The sequence below is a fragment of the Streptomyces lunalinharesii genome (assembly GCF_039532155.1).
In the GTDB taxonomy this organism is placed as follows: domain Bacteria; phylum Actinomycetota; class Actinomycetes; order Streptomycetales; family Streptomycetaceae; genus Streptomyces; species Streptomyces lunalinharesii.
On sequence record NZ_BAAARK010000007.1, the window covers coordinates 60,269 to 82,168 of the forward strand.

Consider the following 21,900-nt stretch of genomic DNA (forward strand, 5'->3'; position numbering starts at 1 on the left):
CAGCAAGACGCGACCACGCAGGGCACATGCAGGGGCGGGCGATGGACCAGACTCAGACAACCCAGGGCGGCACCACCGCGGCCACGCCGGGCGCCCAGCGCCGGGTGCTGGTCGTGGAGGACGATCCGACGATCGTCGACGCCATCGCGGCCCGGCTGCGCGCCGAGGGCTTCCAGGTGCAGACGGCCACCGACGGCCCGGCCGCCGTGGACACGGCGGAGGCGTGGCAGCCCGACCTGCTCGTCCTCGACGTGATGCTGCCGGGCTTCGACGGCCTGGAGGTGTGCCGCCGGGTGCAGGCGCAGCGCCCGGTGCCGGTGATGATGCTCACCGCCCGGGACGACGAGACCGACATGCTGGTGGGCCTCGGCGTCGGCGCCGACGACTACATGACCAAGCCGTTCTCCATGCGGGAGCTGGCGGCCCGGGTGCACGTCCTGCTGCGCCGGGTGGAGCGGGCCGCGCTGGCCGCGCACACCCCGCGCAGCGGCATCCTGCGCCTCGGCGAGCTGGAGATCGACCACGCCCAGCGGCGGGTGCGGGTGCGCGGCAGTGACGTCCACCTCACCCCCACCGAGTTCGACCTGCTGGTCTGCCTGGCGAACACCCCGCGTGCGGTGCTCTCCCGCGAGCAGCTGCTGGCCGAGGTCTGGGACTGGGCGGACGCCTCCGGCACCCGGACGGTCGACAGCCACATCAAGGCGCTGCGCCGCAAGATCGGTGCCGAGCGCATCCGCACGGTCCACGGCGTCGGGTACGCGCTGGAGACCCCGCCCGCATGATCCGTCGGTGGCGGCCGCGGGCGCGGGACCTGTGGGACCGGTTCTGGGAGGCGTTGCGGCCGCTGGACCCGTACCGCTCGGTCAAGGCGGCGCTCGGTGCCCTGGTCATCGTCTCGGTGATCATCACCACACTCCTGGTGTTCGTGGCGATGCACTCGGCGACCGAGCTGCGGGTGATCACGGTCTTCTCGATCATCGCCTCGCTGCTGATCACCCAGTTCGTGGCCACCGGGCTGACCGCCCCGCTCGGCGAGATGACCGAGGTGACCCGGTCGATGGCGCACGGCGACTACACCCGCCGGGTGCGCGCGGACCGCCGCGACGAGTTCGGCGACCTGGCCGACGCCTTCAACCGCATGGCCGCCGACCTGGAAGCGGTGGACACCCACCGCAAGGAACTGGTCGCCAACGTCTCGCACGAGCTGCGCACCCCCATCGCGGCCCTGCGCGCGGTGCTGGAGAACGTCGTCGACGGCGTCTGCGAGCCCGACTCGGACACCATGCGGACGGCACTGAAGCAGACCGAGCGGCTGGGCCGGCTGGTGGAGCACCTGCTGGACCTGTCCCGGCTGGACAACGGCGTGGTGCCGCTGCACGCCGGGCGCTTCGAGGTCTGGCCGTACCTCTCCGGGGTGCTCAAGGAGGCGAACATGAGCCGCGGCGCCGCCACCCTCTCCGGGCTCTCCCGGCTCGCCGGCTCCGGCACCCACACCCGTGCGGACGTCCACCTCCACCTCGACGTCTCCCCGCCGGAGCTGACCGCGCACGCCGACGCCGAGCGGCTGCACCAGGTCGTCGCCAACCTCATCGACAACGCGATCAAGCACAGCCCCCGGCACGGCCGGGTCACCGTGCGGGCCCGGCGCGGCGACGGGCCGGAGAGCCTGGTCCTGGAGGTGCAGGACGAGGGCCCCGGCATCCCGGAGTCGGAGCGCTACCGGGTCTTCGAGCGGTTCAACCGCGGCGGTCCGGCCCCCTCGGGCCCGGGCAGCGACGGCGGGACGGGGCTCGGCCTGGCGATCGCGCGCTGGGCGGTGGACCTGCACGGCGGACGGATCGGGGTGGCCGAATCACCCCGGGGTTGCCGGATCCGGGTCGCTCTTCCGGGGCTGGAGTCATCCCGAGGTTGACGCCGACTGTCGTAGGGTCGGTGGTGGGAGCACTCATTGCGGGGTGCGACGGCTCTCAGTGCTACCCGCACGCAGCCAAACCACGTGTGTTTCCCGCCAAGTCGAGCTCCGAAACCCTTCGGTGAATGTGACGTGCGCGACGAGTGGCCCTCCCGGACTGCACCAAAGGTCACAAGAGGCGTAGCCTTTATTCCCGCTGTCCACCACCTTAGGAAGCGGAAGAGGGCGGTTGCCGCCGTGTCGCTACAGTCCCCCAACAGTGCGAGTGTCTCGGCCGAACAGGAAGAGCAGCGGAAGAATCCCGCTGCCGCGTTCGGCTCCAACGAGTGGCTCGTCGACGAGATCTACCAGCAGTACCTCCAGGACCCGAACTCGGTAGACCGAGCCTGGTGGGACTTCTTTGCCGACTACAAGCCAGGCGCCGCCAGCGCGCCGAGCCAGCCGGCAGCAGGCGCTGCTCCGGCGGCCCCGGCCCCGTCGGCGCCGGCTCCCGCGGCTCCCGCCGCTGAGGCCCCGAAGCCCCCCACCGCGGCCGCCGCCCCGGCGAAGCCCGCTGCCAGCGCCGCGCCGGCGCCGGCGAAGCCCGCGGCGAAGCCGGCCCCGGCGGCCAAGCAGCCCGCCGCGAGCAACGGTGCGGCGCCCGAGGGCCCCGAGCTGGTGACCCTGCGCGGCCCGTCGGCGGCCGTGGCGAAGAACATGAGCGCGTCCCTGGAGCTGCCGACGGCCACGTCCGTCCGTGCGGTCCCGGTGAAGCTGTTGTTCGACAACCGCATCGTCATCAACAACCACCTCAAGCGCGCCCGCGGCGGGAAGGTCTCCTTCACGCACGTCATCGGGTACGCGATGGTGCAGGCCCTCAAGGCCATGCCGTCGATGAACAACTCCTTCGCGGAGAAGGACGGCAAGCCGACGCTGGTCAAGCCGGCGCACATCAACCTCGGCCTGGCCATCGACCTGGTCAAGGCGAAGGGCGAGCGCCAGCTGGTCGTCGCGGCGATCAAGAAGGCCGAGACGCTGAGCTTCTTCGAGTTCTGGCAGGCGTACGAGGACATCGTCCGCCGGGCCCGGGACAACAAGCTCACGATGGACGACTTCACCGGGGTCACCGCGTCGCTGACCAACCCCGGCGGCATCGGCACCGTCCACTCGGTGCCGCGCCTGATGCCCGGCCAGGCCATGATCATGGGCGTCGGCTCGATGGACTACCCGGCCGAGTTCCAGGGCACCTCGCAGGACGCCCTGAACAAGCTGGGCGTCTCCAAGGTCATGACGCTGACCAGCACCTACGACCACCGTGTGATCCAGGGCGCCGCCTCCGGCGAGTTCCTGCGGATCATGAGTCAGCTGCTGCTCGGCGAGAACGACTTCTACGACGACATCTTCAAGTCGCTGCGGATCCCCTACGAGCCGATCCGCTGGATGCGCGACATCGACGCGTCGCACGACGACGACGTCACCAAGGCCGCGCGGGTCTTCGAGCTGATCCACTCCTACCGGCAGCGCGGCCACGTCATGGCCGACACCGACCCGCTGGAGTACCACCAGCGCAAGCACCCCGACCTGGACATCACCGAGCACGGCCTCACCCTGTGGGACCTGGAGCGGGAGTTCGCGGTCGGCGGCTTCGCCGGCAAGTCGATGATGAAGCTGCGCGACATCCTGGGCGTGCTGCGCGACTCGTACTGCCGCACCACCGGCATCGAGTTCATGCACATCCAGGACCCCAAGCAGCGCAAGTGGATCCAGGACCGGGTCGAGCGCTCGCACAAGTCGCCCGAGCGCGACGAGCAGCTGCGCATCCTGCGCCGGCTGAACTCCGCCGAGGCGTTCGAGACGTTCCTGCAGACCAAGTACGTCGGCCAGAAGCGCTTCTCCCTGGAGGGCGGCGAATCGGTCATCCCGCTGCTGGACGCGGTCATCGACTCCGCGGCCGAGGCGCGACTGGACGAGGCCGTCATCGGCATGGCCCACCGCGGCCGGCTCAACGTGCTGGCGAACATCGTCGGCAAGTCCTACGCGCAGCTCTTCCGCGAGTTCGAGGGCAACCTCGACCCGAAGTCGATGCACGGCTCCGGCGACGTGAAGTACCACCTGGGCGCCGAGGGCACCTTCACCGGCCTGGACGGCGAGCAGATCAAGGTCTCGCTCACCGCCAACCCCTCCCACCTGGAGGCCGTGGACCCGGTCGTCGAGGGTGTCTCCCGCGCCAAGCAGGACATCATCAACAAGGGCGGCACGGACTTCACGGTCCTGCCGATCCAGCTGCACGGTGACGCGGCGTTCGCCGGTCAGGGCGTGGTCGCGGAGACGCTGAACATGTCCCAGCTGCGCGGCTACCGCACCGGCGGCACGGTGCACGTGGTCATCAACAACCAGGTCGGCTTCACCGCCGCGCCGGAGTCCTCGCGCTCCTCCATGTACGCCACCGACGTGGCCCGCATGATCGAGGCGCCGATCTTCCACGTCAACGGCGACGACCCCGAGGCCGTCGTCCGGGTCGCCCGGCTCGCCTTCGAGTTCCGCCAGGCGTTCAACAAGGACGTGGTCATCGACCTCATCTGCTACCGCCGCCGCGGCCACAACGAGCTGGACAACCCGGCCTTCACCCAGCCGCTGATGTACGACCTGATCGACAAGAAGCGTTCGGTGCGCAAGCTCTACACCGAGTCGCTGATCGGCCGGGGCGACATCACCCTCGAAGAGGCGGAGCAGGCGCTCCAGGACTTCCAGGGCCAGCTGGAGAAGGTCTTCACCGAGGTCCGCGACGCCACGACCACGCCGGCCGCGCCCGAGGTGCCGCAGCCGCAGGCCGAGTTCCCGGTCCACGTGGAGACCGCGGTCTCCCAGGAGGTCGTCAAGCGGATCGCCGAGTCGCAGGTCAACATCCCCGACAACATCACCGTCCACCCGCGGCTGCTGCCCCAGCTGCAGCGCCGGGCGACGATGGTCGAGGAAGGCACCATCGACTGGGGCATGGGCGAGACCCTGGCCATCGGTTCGCTGCTGATGGAGGGCACCCCGGTCCGGCTCGCCGGCCAGGACTCCCGCCGCGGCACGTTCGGCTCGCGCCACGCGGTGCTGATCGACCGGCAGACCGGCGAGGACTACACCCCGCTGCTGTACCTGTCGGAGGACCAGGCCCGCTTCAACGTCTACGACTCGCTGCTCAGCGAGTACGCGGCGATGGGCTTCGAGTACGGCTACTCGCTGGCCCGTCCGGACGCGCTGGTGATGTGGGAGGCGCAGTTCGGTGACTTCACCAACGGCGCGCAGACCGTCATCGACGAGTTCATCTCGTCCGCGGAGCAGAAGTGGGGCCAGACCTCCGGCGTCACCCTGCTGCTCCCGCACGGCTACGAGGGCCAGGGCCCGGACCACTCCTCGGCCCGGATCGAGCGCTTCCTCCAGCTGTGCGCGCAGAACAACATGACCGTCGCGATGCCGACGCTCCCGTCGAACTACTTCCACCTGCTGCGCTGGCAGGTGCACAACCCGCACCACAAGCCGCTGGTCGTCTTCACCCCGAAGTCGATGCTGCGTCTGAAGGCCGCGGCGTCGAAGGCGGCGGAGTTCACCACCGGCGGCTTCCGTCCGGTCATCGGCGACGCCGCGGTCAAGCCCGAGGACGTCCGCAAGGTCGTCTTCTGCTCCGGCAAGGTCTACTACGACCTGGAGGAGGAGCGGAACAAGCGCGGCGCGTTCGACACCGCGCTGGTCCGGATCGAGCGGCTGTACCCGCTGCCCGGCAAGGAGCTCCAGGCGGAGATCGCCAAGTTCCCGAACGCCGAGAAGTACCTGTGGGCGCAGGAGGAGCCGGCGAACCAGGGTGCCTGGCCGTTCCTCGGCCTGAACCTGATCGACCACCTGGACCTGGCGGTCGGCGCCGACGTCCCGCACGGTGAGCGCCTGCGTCGCATCTCGCGGCCGCACGGCTCGTCGCCGGCGGTCGGCTCGGCCAAGCGGCACCAGGCCGAGCAGGCCCAGCTGGTGGCCGAGGTCTTCGACGCGTGAGCGTCTAGCCACCACTGAGCGCGGTCCGCGAAGGGCCCGTTCCCACCGTTGGGTGGGGCGGGCCCTTCGGGGTGTCCGGGGTGCTGCGGCCGCCCCCGACCGGTGGCACGGCGGCCCGGTGCGGCTGCCTATCCTGGCCGCACTGTCCTTTTGACCTGCTGGAGAGCACGTGTATTTCACTGACCGCGGCATCGAGGAGCTGGAGAACCGGCGCGGCGAGGAGGAGGTCTCCCTCGGGTGGGTGGCCGAGCAGCTCCGCACGTTCGTCGACCTCAACCCGGACTTCGAGGTTCCGGTGGAGCGGCTGGCCACCTGGCTGGCCCGGCTGGACGACGAGGACGACGAGTAGGAGCGGCGGGCGCCCGACCGACGGGGGCGCCGCCGTCGCCGTCACCTAGGGGAACGGAAGGGGGCGCATCAGGGGACGGTCAGGGGCGGACCCGCTTGACTCCCGCAGGCTGCGATATATCGTGTCTAGCGAAGACGCGATATGTTGCGTTGTCTGCCTACCCAGGGGAGGCCAGGTATGTCAGCCCGGACCGAATGGACGGTCTCCGCACCACGCACGCTGGAGATCGAGGAGCCGGTCAACGCCCTCTCCGTGCGCCTGATGGGCGGCACCGTCAACGTCGTCGGTACCTCCGAGGAGGGGCCGGCCCGGCTGGAGGTGTCCGAGCTGCACGGCCCGCAGGTCGTGGTCTCCGTCGAGGACGGCACCCTCACCGTCGGCTACGACGACCTGCCCTGGAAGGGCTTCCTGACGTTCTTGGAGCGCAAGGGCTGGAACCGCAGCGCGGTGGTCTCGGTGACCGTGCCGGCCACCACCCGCGTCGAGGTCGGGGTGGTCGGCGCCGGCGTGGTCATCTCCGGCGTCTCGGGCCGCACGGAGCTGCGCGGGGTCAACGGGGACAGCACCCTCGTCGGGCTCTCCGGCCCGGTCCGCGCCGACACCGTCGCCGGCAACGTCGAGGCCCAGGCCCTCACCGGCGACCTCCGATTCAACTCCGTCTCGGGCGACCTGACCGTCATCGAGGGGATCGGCGGCGCGGTGCACGCCGACTCCGTCAGCGGTGACATGGTGCTGGACCTGGACCCGGCGGCCGGCGCGCAGATCGACCTGACCACGGTCTCCGGCGAGATCGCCATCCGGCTGCCCGACCCGGCCGACGCGAAGGTGGACGCCGGCACCACCACCGGCGCGGTCACCAACGCCTTCGACGACCTGCGGGTCACCGGCCAGTGGGGCGCCAAGCGCATCACCGGTTCGCTGGGGGCCGGCACCGGCCGGCTCAAGGCCACCACCGTCTCCGGCGCCCTCGCCCTGCTGCGCCGCCCCGGCTACGACGAGCCGGGCGGCCCCGCCGGTGGGGCGCCGGGCGGCGGACCGGACGACGGCCCCTCCCCCACGACCCCGCCCGCCGGGAAGAAGGTGCTCTGAGCATGCCCCCCGTCTTCGCCCACGGCCGCCTGCGGCTCTACCTCCTCAAGCTGCTCGACGAGGCCCCGCGGCACGGCTACGAGATCATCCGCCTGCTGGAGGAGCGCTTCCAGGGGCTCTACGCCCCGTCCGCCGGCACCGTCTACCCCCGGCTGTCCAAGCTGGAGGCCGAGGGCCTGGTGACGCACGCCACCGAGGGCGGCCGGAAGGTCTACTCGATCACCGACGCCGGCCGGGCCGAACTCGCCGACCGCGGCGGCGAACTCGCCGATCTGGAACTGGAGATCCGGGAGTCGGTGGCGGCCCTCGCCTCGGACATCCGCGAGGACGTCAGCGGTTCGGCGCGCGATCTGCGCCGGGAGGTCCGGGAGGCCGCCCAGCAGGCCCGGGCCGGCACCGGGACGCCGGGGGCGGGGAAGGCCGGGCGCAAGGCCCCGGCCGGCGACCGGCCGTTCCCGGAGGCTTCGGACTACTTCGACGGCGCGTTCGGCGACAAGGACGCCTGGCGGCAGGCGAAGGAGGAGTTCCGGCGCGCCAAGGAGGAGTGGAAGGAGCAGGCCCGCCGCGCCAAGGAGGAGAGCCGCCGCGCCAAGCAGGAGGCCCAGCGCGCCCGCAAACAGGCCAAGGACGCCCAGGTGTTCGCGCGCGAGGAGATCCAGCGGGTCATCAAGCACGTCCAGGAGCAGACCCAGGAGGCGGTGCGCTCCGGCGACTGGTCCACGGCGGTGCGCGACGCGCTGTCCGAGGTCTCCCGCGAGGTCGGCCGCTACACGGGCGCCGCATCCGGCAGCGACCGGGCCGACGCGCACGACCGGGCCGCCCCGGACACCGGGGACCACGGCGACGGCGCCGACCACCGCACCACGACGGACCACGGCACCGCCCACGACGGCCCGCGGATCACGGTCGAGCGGATCGACCTCGCCAAGGAGGAGGCCGAGCCGCCGGCGGCCGGGGCGGCGCCCGTAGCCGAGGAGCCCGCCGCGCCCGCGTGGGCCGCCGAGCCCGGCAGCGGCGACCCGGCCCGCGACTTCGACCGCCTGCTGGACCGGTTCCGGGACGGCCTGCGGGACGCCGCCCGCGACCACGGCGTCACCGCGGACCAACTCGCCGAGTCCCGGCACCGGTTGGCGTCCGCCGCCGCCCACATCGGGGCGCTGCTGCGCCGGCCGGGGGCGGACGGCGGGGCGGCGGACCGGGACGCGTAGCGGCCGACGCGCGTCGGTCGCCGACCGGGGCTCCCCGGCCGGCGACCGACGCCGCCGCCCGGCGCGGGCACGTCAGCTCGCGCGCCCGACGGTCCGTTCGCCCAGGACCCGCACCACCGCGTCGTGCGTCACGCCGTGGCCGGCGAGCACCGAACCGGCCGGGCCGGACCGGACGGTCAGCGCCAGCAGCAGGTGCTCGTCGCCGAGGTGCCGCTCACCGCGGCCCGCCGCGATCCGCAGCGCACGCTCCAACGCCGCCCGGGCGTCCGGGGAGAAGCGGTGCCGCGTCCACGCCCGGCGCCCACTCCGGCGGCCACCGTCGACCGGGCCGCCGGCCAGCGCCCCGACCCCGTGCGCGTCCTCCACCCGCGCCACGACCGCGTCGACGTCGATGCCGAGCCCGGCCAGCGCCGCCGCGTCGGCCGCCGAGACGCCGCCCCGCCGCCGGTCCGCCGCCAGGTCGGCGGCGAGCGCCGTCCGCGGCGCGCCGAGCCCGTCGAGTACCGCCGCGGCCGGGGTGTCCCGGCGGTCCAACAGTGCGAGCAGCAGCTCCGGTTCGCCGATCGTGCGGCTTCCGGCGCAGTCCGCGTGCGTCACCGCGTCGCGCACCACCGCCCGGGCCGCCCCCGTGAACCTCTCCCACATCAGCGCCTCCCGTGCTTCTTGTGGACCGCCTGCCGGCTGACACCCAGTTCGGCGGCGATCTCCTGCCACGACCAGCCCTTCGCGCGGGCGCTGCGCACCTGTACGGCTTCGAGTTGTTCCAGCAGCCGGCGGAGCGCGGCGACGGCGCGGAGGCCGGCCCGCGGATCCGGGTCGCTCGCCCGCGCGGCGAGGTCCGTTGCTTCGGTCATGGCGTCAACTTACGTTGACAAGCGAGTCTCGTCAACCTTCATTGACACGCCGGGGTGTCCGTCCTCGACCCCCTTGACCTCAACCACGCCTGAGGAACCAGCATCGTGCCCGGTACCGGCCAGCCCGCCCACCGGCACGAAACGGAGCCCCCATGCCCCCGACCGACGCCCCCCTCCCCGCCTTCCCGGACGTCCGACGCCCCGACGCCGGCACCGTCCTGATCAGCCCCTGGCTGGTACCGGCCGACCGCTTCCAGCGCGCGGCGGCCGATGCGGTGCTGGCCGCCTGGGAGGAGGAACCCCGCCCGGCCGCGATGCTGACGCTCACCACGTTCCTGAGCACCGACGGCGGCCACGTCCTCAACTACGCGCAGTGGACCGACGACGCGGCCCACCGGGAGTGGGTGCGCACCCGGCGCCCCGCGGCCCTCGCCCCCGTCGACGCGGCCGTCCCGGGCATCCGCCGCCCGGGCGTCATCCGTTACCGCCGCTACCGCAGTCACGTGGCCGAGGAGCGCGCCACCCGGACGCCGGCGTTCCTGGTGACGCCGACGTTCGCCACGACCGGGCCGGACGCCCAGCGCGCGCTCGCCGACACCGTGCTGCGGAGGCTGGCCGAGGAGCGCGTCCCGGGGCTGCTCGGCGCCCACTTCCACTTCTCGCAGGACGGCCGACGGGTGCTCAACTTCGGCGAGTGGAGCACCGGTTCGGCCTGGCGGGCGTTTGCCGGCGGCGCCGTTCCGGTCCGGCTGCGGGCGGCGATCACAGCCCTGCCCGGGGTCGCCCCCACCCCGGCGGTGCCGGCGGACGAGGCGGGTGCGGGCACGCCCGGCGCACCGGCCGTGCCCGCCTACGTCCTGCACCGGAGCCTGGTCAACGTCCCGCCGCCCGGCCGCGGCTGACGTCCCGGCGGGCCGGCGCCCACGGCTCAGACGGTCAGCACGACCTTCCCGAAGAGCTCCCCCTCGGCCATCTTCGCGAAGCCCTCGGGCGCCCGGTCCAGCGGCAGCGTGGAGTCGATCACCGGCCGGATGCCCTTGGCGGCGCAGAAGCTGAGCAGGCCGGCCAGTTCCTCCTTGGTGCCCATCGTCGAACCGACGACCTTCAGCTCCAGGAAGAAGATCCGGTTCAGCTCGCCGCTCTTCGGCGTGAAGCCGCTGGTGGCACCGGAGATGACCAGGGTGCCACCGGGCCGCAGCGACTTCACCGAGTGCGACCAGGTGGCGGCGCCGACCGTCTCGATCACCGCGTCCACCCGCTGGGGCAGCCGCTCACCGGTCGCGAACGCCGCCTCGGCGCCCAGCTCCACGGCGCGCTTGCGCTTGGTCTCGTCCCGGCTGGTGGCGAAGACCCGCAGGCCCGCCGCGGCGCCCAGGACGATGGCGGCGGTCGCCACGCCGCCGCCGGCGCCCTGCACCAGCACGCTGTCCCCGGGCCGCACCCCGCCGTTGGTGAACAGCATCCGGTACGCGGTCAGCCAGGCGGTGGGCAGGCAGGCGGCCTCCTCGAAGGAGAGCTCGGCGGGCTTGGGCAGGACGTTCCAGGAGGGCACGGTGACCCGCTCGGCGAAGGTGCCCTGGTAGCGCTCGGTGAGGATGGAGGGCTTCTCGTCCGGGCCGACGCCGTGGCCGGTCTGCCCGATGACGGAGTGCAGGACGACCTCGTTGCCGTGCTCGTCGATGCCGGCGGCGTCGCAGCCGAGGATCATCGGGAGCGACTCCCCGGTGATCCCGACGCCGCGCAGCGTCCACAGGTCGTGGTGGTTGAGGGAGGCGGCCTTGACGTCGACGGTGGTCCAGCCGGGGCGGGCGGTGGGGGCCGGGCGCTCCCCCAATTCGAGGCCGTTCAGCGGCTGGTCGCGGTCGATGCGGGCGGCGTAGGCAGCAAACATGATCCCAACGTAGGCCGCGGGCGGGTCCCGCGACAGCGGGCGCGGGTGTGACACGCGACGCCCACCGGGACCGCGGACGGCCGGAATCCCATCGTCCTTTCCGGCCGCCGCCCCGCAACGCCGGACGGGCCGGACCCGCACCCACGAGGGGGTCGGTCCGGCCCGTCAACGGTGTCCGCGGCGGCGGGTCAGCGGCGCGCGACGCCCTCCGCACGGGCGGCTGCGGCGACGGCCGCGGTGACGGCCGGGGCGACCCGCTCGTCGAACGGCGACGGGATCACCTTGTCCGCACTCAGCTCGTCGGCGACGACGGCGGCCAGCGCCTCCGCGGCGGCGAGCTTCATGCCCTCGGTGATCTGCGAGGCGCGCACCTGCATGGCGCCGGCGAAGATTCCGGGGAAGGCCAGCACGTTGTTGATCTGGTTCGGGAAGTCGCTGCGCCCGGTGGCGACCACCGCGGCGTACTTGTGGGCGACGTCCGGGTGGATCTCCGGGTTGGGGTTGGCCATCGCGAAGATCATCGAGTCCTTCGCCATCTTCGCCACCGCCTCCTCCGGCACCGTGCCGCCGGAGACGCCGATGAAGACGTCGGCGCCGTCCAGCGCCTGCTCCAGGGAGCCGCTCAGGCCCGCCTTGTTGGTGAAGCCGGCCAGCTCGCGCTTGACGTCGGTGAGGTCACCGCGGTCCGCCGAGACGACACCCTTGCGGTCGCAGACCGCCACGTCGCCGATGCCCGCCTCGACGAGGATCTTGGCGATGGCGACACCGGCCGCACCGGCGCCGGAGATGACCGCCCGGAGCTGGCCCAGCGTCCGGTCCGTCAGCTTGGCGGCGTTGCGCAGCGCGGCCAGGGTGACCACGGCGGTGCCGTGCTGGTCGTCGTGGAAGACCGGGATGTCCAGGCGTTCCTTGAGCTTCTGCTCGATCTCGAAGCACCGGGGCGCCGAGATGTCCTCCAGGTTGACGCCGCCGAAGGAGGGCGCGAGGCGGACGACGGTGTCCACGATCTCGTCGGTGTCGGTGGTCGCGAGCGCGATCGGCACCGCGTCCACGCCGCCGAACTGCTTGAAGAGGATGGCCTTGCCTTCCATCACCGGAAGGGATGCCTCCGGGCCGATGTCGCCCAGGCCCAGCACCGCGGTGCCGTCCGTGACCACGGCCACGACCTGGGACTTCCAGGTGTAGTCGTGCACGAGCTCGGGACGTTCGGCGATCGCGCTGCACACCTTGGCGACGCCCGGCGTGTACGCGAGGGACAGGTCGTCCTTGTCCCGCACCGGGACGGTTGCCTGGATGGCCATCTTGCCGCCGCGATGCAGCGCGAAGGCCGGGTCGAAGAGTTCGCCGGACGTGCCGTCCGTGCCTTCTTCCGCACCGGTCGCGTTGTCGCTGCGAGGATTGACGATCTCCGCTGCCACTGTTCTCTGACCCCTTTGTCGTAAATCTGTTGAGGGTGGCCACTCCCTGGTTGGGGGGTGGGCGGGCACCGCGTCCGCGCCCTGCCCGGCGGATGGCCGCCGCGCGGGGGGAGGTACGGACGCCGGGCGCGCCGCACACGCGCCCTGAGCCCCGGATGAGGGGTGTAACGACCCTTTCTACCGGACGGGCGTGCAAGGCGACGAGTCAGATTCGTTACCTGCCGGTACGAGGCTCCGACATTAGCGACGGAACGCCTGAAAACGCCGGAGATACCCCGGAGCTGTCCGAATTCCGAGACACCGCGGGGTCACCCCCTTTCCCTCCGGTGTCGATGGCGGGCCTTTTCCCTTGCGCCACAAGGCCGGAGATGGCCCTTGCTCGTCCGTTATCCGATTTTGACCTGAACGACAGTCCGAATACCGGAGTCCGGATGGCAAGATTCCGTCACCGACCGAGGGCGCGACGCCCAAAGGTGCCCAAAGGTGTGTGCCCACCCCCTTCTCACCAGCACTTCGGCTGCCCACACTGGCACGTCGGCTACCCACCGCAGGAGGATCCGCATGACCGCAGACACCACCCGTCGCGCGGCGGCCGGCAGGTCCGGTAAGCCCGTCAAGACCGTCGCGGCAATAGCCACGGTCACCGCCTCGCTGCTGTTGCTCAGCGCCTGCGGTGACCAGACCGACGCGGCGATCGCCCGACGGGAGGCGGCCAAGAACCGCAACCCGCACGCCCCGCTTTTCAGCAAGCTCCCCAAGGACGTCCAGGACAAGGGGATGCTCCAGGTCGGCTCGGACATCACCTACAAACCGGTGGAGTTCCGCTCGAACGGCAAGGTGGAAGGCATCGATCCGGATCTTGCCGCGGCAATCGGCAAGGAATTGGGCATCAAGCTCAATTTCAACAACGCCACCTTCGACACCCTCATGGGCGGTCTGAAGTCGCAGCGCTACGACCTCGCGATGTCGGCGATGACGGACACCAAGGACCGCCAGCAGGGCATCGACAGCACCACCGGCAAGAAGATCGGCGAGGGCGTCGATTTCGTCGATTACCTCAACGTCGGCGTCTCGCTCTACACCCAGAAGGGCAAGACCAAGGGCATCGACGGCTGGGAGACCATGTGCGGCAAGAAGCTCGCCGTACAGCGCGGCACCGTCTCCCACGACCTGGCCAAGGACAAGTCCAAGGCGTGTGAGGCGGGCGGCGAGCAGCCCATCTCCATCGAGGCGTTCGACAACGACTCCGAGGCCCAGACCCGGCTGCGGACCGGTGGTGTGGACGCGGTCTCCAGCGACTACCCGGTCGCGGCCTACGCGGTGAAGGTCTCCGGCGGCGGCAACGACTTCCAGACGGTCGGCGGCGCCCCGCTCAAGGCGGCCCCGTACGGCATCGCCGTCCCCAAGGGGCAGGAGCAGCTGCGCGACGCGATCAAGGCGGCCATGGAGCTGGTGATCAAGAACCACGCGTACGACGGCGTCCTGGCCAAGTGGAACGTCAGGGACGCCGCGGTCAAGGAAGTGCAGATCAACGGCGGCACCTGAGCCGGCGCCCGGTCCCGTCCCGCCGGGGCGCTCCGCGCGGCCCCACCACGCCTCTCCCGCCACACGCTGAAAGGCAACCCTCGTGTCAGTTGACGTCGACAAGCCGGCCGAGCCGCCGGCGGCCGCACCGCCGGCCCAGCCCGAGCCCATCAAAGCCATACCGGTCCGCCACTACGGGCGCTGGGTCGCCGCGCTCGTCGTCATCGGGCTGCTGGTGCTGCTCGTCCGGGCCTTCGCCTCCGGGAAGGTCAACTGGGGCGCGATACCGGAGTACATGTTCAACGCGGACATCCTCAAGGGCCTGCGCAACACCCTGTGGATCACCGTGCTGTCGATGGTGATCGGCATCGTGCTGGGCGTGGTCCTGGCGGTCATGCGGCAGTCCAAGAACCCGGTGACCAAGTCCGTGGCGTGGTTCTACGTCTGGTTCTTCCGCGGCACCCCGGTCTACGTCCAGCTCTTCCTCTGGTTCAACCTCGGCTTGGTCTTCCAGTACATCGACATCATGCCGATCTACAAGGACGAGTGGTCGGACTTCATGACCCCGTTCCTGTGCGCGCTGCTCGGCCTCGGCCTCAACGAGGCCGCGTACATGGCCGAGATCTGTCGGGCCGGCCTGACCGCCGTCGACGAGGGCCAGACCGAGGCGGCGCACGCGCTGGGCATGAGCCACGGCAGGACGCTGCGCCGGATCGTCGTGCCGCAGGCGATGCGGGTGATCGTGCCGCCGACCGGCAACGAGGTCATCAACATGCTCAAGACCTCGTCCCTGGTCATCGCCGTGCAGTACTACGACCTCCTCCAGGCCGCGCAGAACGTCGGCCGGGACTCCGGCGTGGTGGTCGAGATGCTGATCCTCGCCGCCGCCTGGTACCTGATCGCCACGACGGTGCTCAGCATCGGCCAGTACTACCTGGAGCGCTACTACGCCCGCGGCGCCAGCCGCCAGCTTCCGCCCACCCCGTTCCAGCGCCTCAAGACGAAGCTGGCCGGCCCGAACCGCGCCGGAGGTACGGCATGAGCACGAGCAAGAGCAAGGCCACGAACACCGGCTCGGGCAAGGCCGCGGTCCCGATGGTCAAGGCCGAGGGCGTCCACAAGTCCTTCGGTGCGGCGCACATCCTCAAGGGGATCGACCTGGAGGTGGCGCCCCGGGAGGTCTTCTGCCTGATCGGCCCGTCCGGCTCCGGCAAGTCGACCTTCCTGCGGTGCATCAACCACCTGGAGCAGATCAACTCCGGCCGGCTGTCGGTCGACGGCGAACTCGTCGGCTACCGCGAGCACAACGGCAAGCTCTACGAGCTGCGCGACCGCGAGGTCGCCGCCCGCCGGCGCGACATCGGCATGGTCTTCCAGCGCTTCAACCTCTTCCCGCACATGACCGCGCTGGAGAACATCATGGAGGCGCCGGTCCAGGTCAAGGGCGAGTCCAAGGCGTCCGCGCGGGAACGGGCGGCCAAGCTGCTGGACCGGGTCGGCCTGGCCGACAAGGCCGGCAACTACCCCTCGCAGCTCTCCGGCGGCCAACAGCAGCGGGTGGCGATCGCCCGGGCGCTGGCCATGGAGCCCAAGCTGATGCTCTTCGACGAGCCCACCTCGGCCCTCGACCCGGAGCTGGTCGGCGACGTCCTGGACGTCATGAAGGACCTGGCCGCCGACGGCATGACGATGGTCGTGGTGACCCACGAGATGGGTTTCGCCCGTGAGGTCGGCGACTCGCTGGTCTTCATGGACGACGGCGTGGTGGTCGAGTCCGGCCACCCGCGCGACGTCCTCACCAAGCCCCAGCACGAGCGCACCAAGTCGTTCCTGTCGAAGGTCCTCTGACGGGTCGCTGCGCGTGGCTTTGCTTCCCACGTTGTTGTCTTTCCTGCCGTGGTGGTTGCTGTCTTTGCGCCTGCGGCGCGGGGCTGCTGCGCGGGGCTTGCCCCACGTTGTCGGCCGTCCCGCCGTGGGTTGTTGTTTGCGCCTGCGGCGCGGGGCCGCTGCGCGGGGCTTGTAGGTAGGGCGCGGTGTCGGGTTGGCGGGTGGTGGGGTGCCCGGACTGCTGCGCTTTACGTCCGGGCACCCCACCACCCGCCAACCCGACCCCTCCCGTAGATGGGTGGGAAAGGGGTGAGTGGGGGCCTGTGTTGGTGGGTCCCTGCGACTCCGTGGGTGGATTCACATCCGTGAGCGCGCCCAGTGGTCACCAGCACCAACCCACCGGGGCCCGGCCCCCACCCACCCGGTTTTCAACCCACCCTCAACGGGAGGGGGCGGGCCGGAGGGGGTGGTGTGCAGGACGTAAAGCGCAGCAGTCCTGCACACCACCCCCGCAGGCCCGACACCGCCACCCAACAGCCCCGCGCAGCGGCACCGCCCGCCGCAGGCGCAACGGCGAAACGCCGCACGGCGGGAAACCCCACAACGTGGGAAGCACCCCGCGCCGCAGGCGCAACGGCGGGGAAGCCGACAACGTGGGAACAGGCCCAAGCCGCCAGGCGCAACCGCGTAATACCCTCGTGGTGACGACACCCATTACGCTCGCGCCGTAAGGAACACACGTGGAACTGGCCTATTACTCGGACTACGCCGTGCGTCTGGTCAACACCGAGCAGCCCGAGCGCGGCGGGGACTCCCTCACGTCCGTCGAAGCGGTTCGCGAGTTGTTCGGCGTTGCCCAGCAGGCCGCTCGGCGGGCCACCGAGAGTGACGTCACCCGGCTGCGTACGGTCCGTTCCCGGTTGCGCGCGGTCTTCGAGGCGGCGGACCGCGGCGACGAGGTGCTCGCCGTCGACCTGCTGAACGCGCTGATGATGGAGTTCCCGGTCAGCCCGCAGATCTCCGGCCACGAGTTCCGTGACGCCGGGGGAGGCCGCCCCAAGTGGCACATGCACATCGCCGACCACGCCGCCAACGCCACGGCCGGTTTCACCGCGACCGCCTGCATGGGCCTGGCCTTCCACCTCACCGAGCTGGGCGTGGACCGCCTGGGCATCTGCGAGGCCAAGCCCTGCCGCAACGCCTACCTGGACACCTCCACCAACCGGTCCCGGCGCTACTGCTCGGACCGCTGCGCCACCCGCGCCAACGTCGCCGCCTACCGCGCCCGCAAGCGCCGGGAGAGCACCCGCACCGACGAGAGCGCCCAGGAAGCCACCGCCCGCGGCGAGCGCTGAAGCCCGCGCGGCGGCCGCACCCGCAGCCAGGCCCGCGCGAGGACCAACTCGTCGGGGACCACCCCGAACTCCCGGCTGTCGTTCTCCACGTACGGGTTGTCACCGCGCACCCACCAGCCACCGGCGCGCCGTTCCACCGCGCGCTTGACGATCAGCAGGTCCTGCCGGAACGGGTGCCGCAGCACGACCACGTCCCCCGGGCGCACCACCGCCCCGTACTGCACCAGGAGCTGGTCCCCCGGTTGGAGCGTCGGCACCATCGACGGGTTGTAGACCTCCGCCACACCGAACGCCCGCAGCGGCCCGCCGCGCGCCGGTTCCGCGCCGTCGCCGCTCTCCCGCTCCGGCTCGCGCACCCGCTCCGGCATCCGTACCTCCCGGTCCTGCCCCCGTACGACCTTCACCGGACCATCCTCCATCAGTCCCGGTCCGGCACCGGACTTTTGCCCTAAGACCCCCGGGCCACCCGAGAAAAGCCTTCCGGCACCGAGTAATCTCGCACGTGAGAAGACGATCACGAGGAAGGACTGAACATGCTCTCCCGCCTGTTCGCCCCCAAGGTCAAGGTCAGCGCCCACTGCGACCTGCCCTGCGGTGTCTACGACCCCGCCCAGGCCCGCATCGAGGCCGAGTCGGTCAAGGCCGTCCAGGAGAAGTACCAGGCCAACGAGGACGCTGACTTCCGCACCCGCGCCGTCCTGATCAAGGAGCAGCGGGCCGAGCTGGCCAAGCACCACGTCTCGGTGCTGTGGAGCGACTACTTCAAGCCGCCGCACTTCGAGAAGTACCCGGAGCTGCACCAGCTGGTCAACGACGCCCTCAAGGCCCTCAGCGCGGCCAAGGGCTCGAACGACCCGGCCACCGGCCAGAAGGCCCTGGACCTGATCGCCCAGATCGACAAGATCTTCTGGGCGACGAAGAAGGGCTGAGCCCCGCTCACCCCTGCCGACCCGCGGTCCCTGCGACCGCCCGGTCCATCGACCGCACCCGGTCCGCCACCCGCCGCAACCCGGCGGCCCCGGCGGGCCGGGTGCGGTCGTTCGGGGGCCGGGGCGGGTGATAACCCCGGGCTATAGGGCCCTGACGCCTCAGCGCCCGGAGCTCAGCACGCCGCCGTGCTGGACCAGCCAGTCGTGGTACGCCTCGCTGGCCCAGGCGATGTCCGTGTAGGCGGCGGTGAGGTCGGCGAAGAGGTCGTCGGCGGAGGCGGCCGAGGGGCCGTCCGCGCGGCAGGCCATGAAGAGCCGGACCGCCAGCGGGTCGCCGTGCAGCGGGCGGATCGCCATGCCGGGGCGGGAGCGGGCGGTGGGCTGGCAGGGCGTGACCACCTCGCCGGCCATGACGAGGTCCACGGCGGTGAGGTAGTCGCCGTGCACCACCCGGGGGTTGATGCCGGCCGCGGCCCAGATGCGGCGCAGGCCGGCCCATTCGCCGTCCACCGTCGGGTCGACCATCCACTGGTCGGTGGCCAGGTCGGCGACCCGGACGACGGCCCGTGTGGCCGCCGGATGACTCTCCGCGAGGGCGATGAACTGCGGTTCGCGGGCGAGGAGTTCGTGCGTCAGCAGGCCGTCCGGTACGCGCAGCGGGGCGCCCTCGACCTCGTGCACGAAGGCCGCGTCGAGCTGGCCCATCGCGATCATGTGGAGCAGGGCGTTGGCGGACACGTCGGTCCGTATCGTGGTGTCGGTCTCCGGGAGCCGGGCCCGCAGCCGGCGCAACCAGCCCGCGACGGCCGGACTGTTGGTGCTGCCGATCCGCAGCCGGGTGCCTTCCTCCCGGACCGATACCGAGGCGATGTCCTCGACAAGCGCGCGCATTTCGGCCACTATCGGCCGGGCGCGACAGAGCACCGAATGACCGAGCGGAGTGGGACGGCTACCGGTCGGCTCGCGGAAGAAGAGCTGCCCGCCGAGGGCCTTTTCGATGCGGTGGAGCTGGGTCGTCAAGGAGGGCTGCGTCATCCCCAGCTGCCGGGCCGCCTTGCGCACGCTGCCGGAGTCGGCGATGGCGCACAGGGCCCGAAGATGCCTTACCTCTAGCTCCACGCCGGGAGCATAAACGCGCAGGCGCGGCTCACACCAGACTCTTCGGCCGGTCCGAACTCCGGCTCTTCACCAGCACGTTGGTCCGCGGCCACCGGGGGTATTGCCTCGGGCTATCGCCACCTGGCATCTCCGTCCCACGGGTGAACTCCGTCCACACTCAGCGGCACCAAGAAATCCGCAGGGCCCCGGCCGCCGCCCCACACGGCGGCCGTACGGCCTCCCGGAAATTAAGGAGCCCCCCACATGAGATCTCCCAAGACGGCGCTGTCGGCTGCGCTCGGCCTGGGCCTCGCCGCCGCGCTCGCCGCGGCCGCTCCGGTGTCGGCCACCGCCGCCACCGCACACTCCGCCCCCCACCACAGCACCCCCGCCTCGGTCGCCGCCTACACCGGCTCGCCGGCGGAGAAGGCGAACACCAAGGCGTTCTTCGAGGCCGTCATGCAGTCGGCCCGGGCCAAGATGAAGGCCAACCCGCACCTGAAGTCGGTCACGGTCACCTACGACCCGAGCGCCGCACCCACCTTCGCGAACGAGATATCGCAGAGCGCCTCGATCTGGAACAGCGCGGTCCAGAACGTCAAGCTGCAAGCGGGCAACGGCGGTGACTTCCAGTACAAGGAGGGCAACGACCCGCGCGGCTCGTACGCCAGCACCGACGGCCACGGCAAGGGCTTCGTCTTCATCGACTACAGCCAGGCCCAGCAGTACAACCGCACCCGCATCGTGGCGCACGAGACCGGCCACGTCCTGGGCCTGCCGGACCACTACGAAGGCCCCTGCAGCGAGCTGATGTCCGGCGGCGGGCCCGGCCCGTCCTGCCAGAACACCCAGCCGGACTCCAACGAGCGCGCCCAGGTGGACCAGCTCTGGGCGAACGGCCTGGCCGGCGTCCGCTTCGGCGGCTGACCGAGCGGTCCGTCCCCCGCACGCGGCACGTCGGTCGGCCCGCCGCTTCCCGGCCGGGCTGACGGTGGCCGGGCAGACGACGGGCCGGGGCTGACGGAGCCGGTACCTGGCGGCCGGCTCCGTACCCCCCACCAGCCCCCGCATGCCGTACGTCCGCCCGAGCGGTGGGGCTCCTTCCCGGGCCCCACCGCTCGTCCGCGTGCGGAGGCTTCGAGGGGCGCCGGGCCGGAGCGGCACGGTTCACAGGGCGTGGCCGAGGGCCACCCCGGCCCAGGCGGCGGCCAGTCCGGCCGCCAGGCTCAGCCCGACGTTGAGCACGGCGTACCCGCGCGCCCCGTCGGTGACCAGCCGCAGGGTCTCGTAGGAGAACGTCGAATAGGTCGTCAGCGCCCCGCACAGGCCGGTGCCGAGCAGCAGTTGGACGTGCGCGGGAGCGGCGCCGGCGGCGGCCGCGCCGGTCACCAGGCCGAGGATCAGGCTGCCGATGACGTTGACCGCGCAGGTCCCCCAGGGGAACACGGTGTCGTGTCGGGCCTGGACGAAGCGGTCGGTGAGGAAGCGCAGCGGTGCCCCGACCACGGCACCCGCCACCACCAGCAGCCAGTTCACCGGGCCGGGTCCGTTCCGCCGGCGCCGCCCGGCCGGCCGCCGAACGTGATCGCCTCGCATGGGTCGAGGGTCACCAGGCCGCCGTCCGCCAGCAGTTCGGACAGCTGCGGCAGGAACGCCCGCACCCGCTCCTCGGTGTCCACCACGACCACCGCCACCGGCAGTTCCTCGCTGAGCGACAGCAGCCGCTGGGTGTGGATCATCGAGGTCGCCCCGAACCCCTCGACGCCGCGGAAGGCGCTGGCCCCGGCGAGGCCCGCCGCACGGGCGCGGTGCACGACCTCCGCGTAGAGGGGCCGGTGGTGCCAGACGTCCTGCTCGCCCACGAGGACGGTCAGCCGCAGGGCCGGGCTGCTGACCGGGGTCGCGGCCGACGGCACCGGGGGGTCGGCCGGTCCGCCCGTCGCCGTCCCGCGCTCCGCGTGGTGGTGGTGCCGGTGTTCCGTCATGCCGTCCGCCGCCTCAGGTCGAGGACCGTCCGGGTGGCGCTGCTCGCGAGGGCCACCGCCGCCAGCGCGGCGAACAGGGTGCCGGCGAGGTAGGCCAGGGCGAGCGGCAGCCGGCCGGCGGCCGCCAGGTGCTCGGTGTCCACCGCGGAGGTCGAGAAGGTGGTGAAGCCGCCGAGGATCCCGGTGCCCAGGAACGGGCGGAGCAGCCGGTGCGCCGTCCACGCCTCGGTGATCAGCACCATCAGGACGCCCATCAGCGCGCAGCCGACCACGTTGACCAGCAGTGTGGTCCAGGGGAAGGCGGCGTCGGCGGTCGGCCAGATCAGGCCGGCGCCGTACCGGGCCGCGGCACCGAGGGCGCCGCCCACCGCCACCGCACCGATCACCGGCCACTCGCCCTGCCAGGGCCACGGCCGGCGGGCTCGTTCGTCCATGGGTCCGCGGGTCCTT

The 21,900-nt window shown here is 71.7% G+C and carries 22 protein-coding genes; 13 read left to right on the plus strand and 9 right to left on the minus strand.

What is annotated here, in order from left to right; genetic code table 11:
• Positions 1 to 41: 41 nt before the first annotated feature.
• The 6 genes from ABD385_RS13520 (at position 42) to ABD385_RS13545 (ending at position 8,569) form a co-directional block, all read left to right on the plus strand.
• Positions 42 to 782 (plus strand): response regulator transcription factor, encoded by a 741-nt coding sequence (locus tag ABD385_RS13520; protein ID WP_016570288.1) that lies wholly within the window; start codon positions 42 to 44, stop codon positions 780 to 782.
• Complete coding sequence (locus tag ABD385_RS13525) at positions 779 to 1,912, plus strand: sensor histidine kinase (protein WP_344575433.1); 1,134 nt, start codon at positions 779 to 781, stop codon at positions 1,910 to 1,912. Before ABD385_RS13520 ends, ABD385_RS13525 begins: the two co-directional genes overlap by 4 nt.
• Positions 1,913 to 2,149: 237 nt before the next feature.
• On the plus strand, positions 2,150 to 5,923 hold the full coding sequence (locus ABD385_RS13530) for a multifunctional oxoglutarate decarboxylase/oxoglutarate dehydrogenase thiamine pyrophosphate-binding subunit/dihydrolipoyllysine-residue succinyltransferase subunit (protein WP_344575434.1): 3,774 nt from the start codon (positions 2,150 to 2,152) through the stop codon (positions 5,921 to 5,923).
• A 169-nt stretch (positions 5,924 to 6,092) separates the two neighbouring features.
• Positions 6,093 to 6,272: a DUF6104 family protein gene (locus ABD385_RS13535; protein WP_126916014.1), complete on the plus strand. Its 180-nt coding sequence runs from the start codon at positions 6,093 to 6,095 to the stop codon at positions 6,270 to 6,272.
• A 177-nt stretch (positions 6,273 to 6,449) separates the two neighbouring features.
• A complete protein-coding gene (locus ABD385_RS13540; RefSeq protein ID WP_344575435.1) occupies positions 6,450 to 7,361 on the plus strand; it encodes a DUF4097 family beta strand repeat-containing protein in 912 nt (303 codons plus the stop codon).
• Positions 7,362 to 7,363: 2 nt separating this feature from the next.
• Positions 7,364 to 8,569 (plus strand): PadR family transcriptional regulator, encoded by a 1,206-nt coding sequence (locus ABD385_RS13545; protein ID WP_344575436.1) that lies wholly within the window; start codon positions 7,364 to 7,366, stop codon positions 8,567 to 8,569.
• A 72-nt stretch (positions 8,570 to 8,641) separates the two neighbouring features.
• Here the strand turns inward: ABD385_RS13545 and ABD385_RS13550 are convergent, their stop codons facing one another.
• On the minus strand, positions 8,642 to 9,214 hold the full coding sequence (locus tag ABD385_RS13550; protein WP_344575437.1) for a Clp protease N-terminal domain-containing protein: 573 nt from the start codon (positions 9,212 to 9,214) through the stop codon (positions 8,642 to 8,644).
• On the minus strand, positions 9,214 to 9,423 hold the full coding sequence (locus ABD385_RS13555) for a helix-turn-helix domain-containing protein (protein WP_039640853.1): 210 nt from the start codon (positions 9,421 to 9,423) through the stop codon (positions 9,214 to 9,216). The genes ABD385_RS13550 and ABD385_RS13555 overlap by 1 nt, the downstream gene beginning before the upstream one ends.
• Positions 9,424 to 9,575: 152 nt before the next feature.
• Between ABD385_RS13555 and ABD385_RS13560 the strand changes: the two genes are divergently transcribed.
• Entirely contained in the window at positions 9,576 to 10,325 is a 750-nt protein-coding gene (locus ABD385_RS13560) for an antibiotic biosynthesis monooxygenase (RefSeq protein WP_344575438.1), read from the plus strand.
• A 26-nt stretch (positions 10,326 to 10,351) separates the two neighbouring features.
• Here the strand turns inward: ABD385_RS13560 and ABD385_RS13565 are convergent, their stop codons facing one another.
• Complete coding sequence (locus ABD385_RS13565) at positions 10,352 to 11,314, minus strand: zinc-binding dehydrogenase (RefSeq protein ID WP_344575439.1); 963 nt, start codon at positions 11,312 to 11,314, stop codon at positions 10,352 to 10,354.
• A 188-nt stretch (positions 11,315 to 11,502) separates the two neighbouring features.
• Positions 11,503 to 12,732 carry an NAD(P)-dependent malic enzyme gene (locus ABD385_RS13570; RefSeq protein WP_344575440.1) on the minus strand — a complete coding sequence of 410 codons (1,230 nt, stop codon included), beginning with the start codon at positions 12,730 to 12,732 and terminating at the stop codon, positions 11,503 to 11,505.
• Positions 12,733 to 13,293: 561 nt separating this feature from the next.
• On the opposite strand from ABD385_RS13570, the gene ABD385_RS13575 reads away from it, so the two are divergent.
• The 4 genes from ABD385_RS13575 to ABD385_RS13590 all read left to right on the plus strand — a co-directional run bounded on the left by ABD385_RS13575 (position 13,294) and on the right by ABD385_RS13590 (position 17,438).
• On the plus strand, positions 13,294 to 14,277 hold the full coding sequence (locus ABD385_RS13575; protein ID WP_344575441.1) for an ABC transporter substrate-binding protein: 984 nt from the start codon (positions 13,294 to 13,296) through the stop codon (positions 14,275 to 14,277).
• Positions 14,278 to 14,359: 82 nt separating this feature from the next.
• Entirely contained in the window at positions 14,360 to 15,298 is a 939-nt protein-coding gene (locus ABD385_RS13580; protein ID WP_344575442.1) for an amino acid ABC transporter permease, read from the plus strand.
• A gap of 53 nt (positions 15,299 to 15,351) precedes the next feature.
• Positions 15,352 to 16,104, plus strand: a complete 753-nt coding sequence (locus ABD385_RS13585) for an amino acid ABC transporter ATP-binding protein (protein ID WP_344575672.1) — start codon at positions 15,352 to 15,354, stop codon at positions 16,102 to 16,104.
• 719 nt (positions 16,105 to 16,823) lie between these two features.
• Positions 16,824 to 17,438, plus strand: a complete 615-nt coding sequence (locus tag ABD385_RS13590) for a CGNR zinc finger domain-containing protein (protein WP_344575443.1) — start codon at positions 16,824 to 16,826, stop codon at positions 17,436 to 17,438.
• Here ABD385_RS13590 and sodX read toward each other — a convergent pair.
• Positions 17,360 to 17,806 (minus strand): nickel-type superoxide dismutase maturation protease, encoded by a 447-nt coding sequence (gene sodX, locus ABD385_RS13595; protein ID WP_344575674.1) that lies wholly within the window; start codon positions 17,804 to 17,806, stop codon positions 17,360 to 17,362. The two genes, ABD385_RS13590 and sodX, sit on opposite strands and share 79 nt — an antisense overlap.
• A gap of 165 nt (positions 17,807 to 17,971) precedes the next feature.
• Between sodX and sodN the strand changes: the two genes are divergently transcribed.
• Complete coding sequence (sodN, locus tag ABD385_RS13600; RefSeq protein ID WP_344575444.1) at positions 17,972 to 18,367, plus strand: superoxide dismutase, Ni; 396 nt, start codon at positions 17,972 to 17,974, stop codon at positions 18,365 to 18,367.
• A gap of 159 nt (positions 18,368 to 18,526) precedes the next feature.
• On the opposite strand, the gene ABD385_RS13605 is transcribed toward sodN, so the two are convergent.
• Entirely contained in the window at positions 18,527 to 19,486 is a 960-nt protein-coding gene (locus ABD385_RS13605; RefSeq protein ID WP_344575445.1) for a LysR family transcriptional regulator, read from the minus strand.
• Between the two features lie 243 nt (positions 19,487 to 19,729).
• Between ABD385_RS13605 and snpA the strand changes: the two genes are divergently transcribed.
• Positions 19,730 to 20,392 carry a snapalysin gene (gene snpA / locus ABD385_RS13610; protein WP_344575446.1) on the plus strand — a complete coding sequence of 221 codons (663 nt, stop codon included), beginning with the start codon at positions 19,730 to 19,732 and terminating at the stop codon, positions 20,390 to 20,392.
• A gap of 240 nt (positions 20,393 to 20,632) precedes the next feature.
• Here snpA and crcB read toward each other — a convergent pair whose 3' ends face one another.
• The 3 genes from crcB to ABD385_RS13625 are packed head-to-tail and all read right to left on the minus strand — an operon-like array spanning position 20,633 to position 21,884.
• Complete coding sequence (gene crcB, locus ABD385_RS13615) at positions 20,633 to 21,001, minus strand: fluoride efflux transporter CrcB (RefSeq protein ID WP_344575447.1); 369 nt, start codon at positions 20,999 to 21,001, stop codon at positions 20,633 to 20,635.
• The gene (locus ABD385_RS13620) at positions 20,998 to 21,450 is read right to left on the minus strand and encodes a DUF190 domain-containing protein (protein WP_344575448.1); all 453 of its coding nucleotides are present in this window, start codon (positions 21,448 to 21,450) and stop codon (positions 20,998 to 21,000) included. Before ABD385_RS13620 ends, crcB begins: the two co-directional genes overlap by 4 nt.
• A complete protein-coding gene (locus ABD385_RS13625) occupies positions 21,447 to 21,884 on the minus strand; it encodes a fluoride efflux transporter FluC (RefSeq protein ID WP_344575449.1) in 438 nt (145 codons plus the stop codon). Before ABD385_RS13625 ends, ABD385_RS13620 begins: the two co-directional genes overlap by 4 nt.
• Positions 21,885 to 21,900 lie beyond the last annotated feature (16 nt).

Excerpts from the sequence above, each read along its gene's own strand:
- ABD385_RS13525 (WP_344575433.1), top strand. The coding sequence starts at position 779 with ATGATCCGTCGGTGGCGGCCGCGGGCGCGGGACCTGTGGGACCGGTTC.
- ABD385_RS13575 (WP_344575441.1), top strand. The coding sequence starts at position 13,294 with ATGACCGCAGACACCACCCGTCGCGCGGCGGCCGGCAGGTCCGGTAAG.
- ABD385_RS13560 (WP_344575438.1), top strand. The coding sequence starts at position 9,576 with ATGCCCCCGACCGACGCCCCCCTCCCCGCCTTCCCGGACGTCCGACGC.
- ABD385_RS13625 (WP_344575449.1), bottom strand. The coding sequence starts at position 21,884 with ATGGACGAACGAGCCCGCCGGCCGTGGCCCTGGCAGGGCGAGTGGCCG.
- ABD385_RS13545 (WP_344575436.1), top strand. The coding sequence starts at position 7,364 with ATGCCCCCCGTCTTCGCCCACGGCCGCCTGCGGCTCTACCTCCTCAAG.
- ABD385_RS13585 (WP_344575672.1), top strand. The coding sequence starts at position 15,352 with ATGGTCAAGGCCGAGGGCGTCCACAAGTCCTTCGGTGCGGCGCACATC.
- sodX (WP_344575674.1), bottom strand. The coding sequence starts at position 17,806 with ATGCCGGAGCGGGTGCGCGAGCCGGAGCGGGAGAGCGGCGACGGCGCG.
- ABD385_RS13520 (WP_016570288.1), top strand. The coding sequence starts at position 42 with ATGGACCAGACTCAGACAACCCAGGGCGGCACCACCGCGGCCACGCCG.
- ABD385_RS13550 (WP_344575437.1), bottom strand. The coding sequence starts at position 9,214 with ATGTGGGAGAGGTTCACGGGGGCGGCCCGGGCGGTGGTGCGCGACGCG.
- ABD385_RS13620 (WP_344575448.1), bottom strand. The coding sequence starts at position 21,450 with ATGACGGAACACCGGCACCACCACCACGCGGAGCGCGGGACGGCGACG.
- sodN (WP_344575444.1), top strand. The coding sequence starts at position 17,972 with ATGCTCTCCCGCCTGTTCGCCCCCAAGGTCAAGGTCAGCGCCCACTGC.
- snpA (WP_344575446.1), top strand. The coding sequence starts at position 19,730 with ATGAGATCTCCCAAGACGGCGCTGTCGGCTGCGCTCGGCCTGGGCCTC.
- ABD385_RS13555 (WP_039640853.1), bottom strand. The coding sequence starts at position 9,423 with ATGACCGAAGCAACGGACCTCGCCGCGCGGGCGAGCGACCCGGATCCG.
- ABD385_RS13565 (WP_344575439.1), bottom strand. The coding sequence starts at position 11,314 with ATGTTTGCTGCCTACGCCGCCCGCATCGACCGCGACCAGCCGCTGAAC.
- ABD385_RS13540 (WP_344575435.1), top strand. The coding sequence starts at position 6,450 with ATGTCAGCCCGGACCGAATGGACGGTCTCCGCACCACGCACGCTGGAG.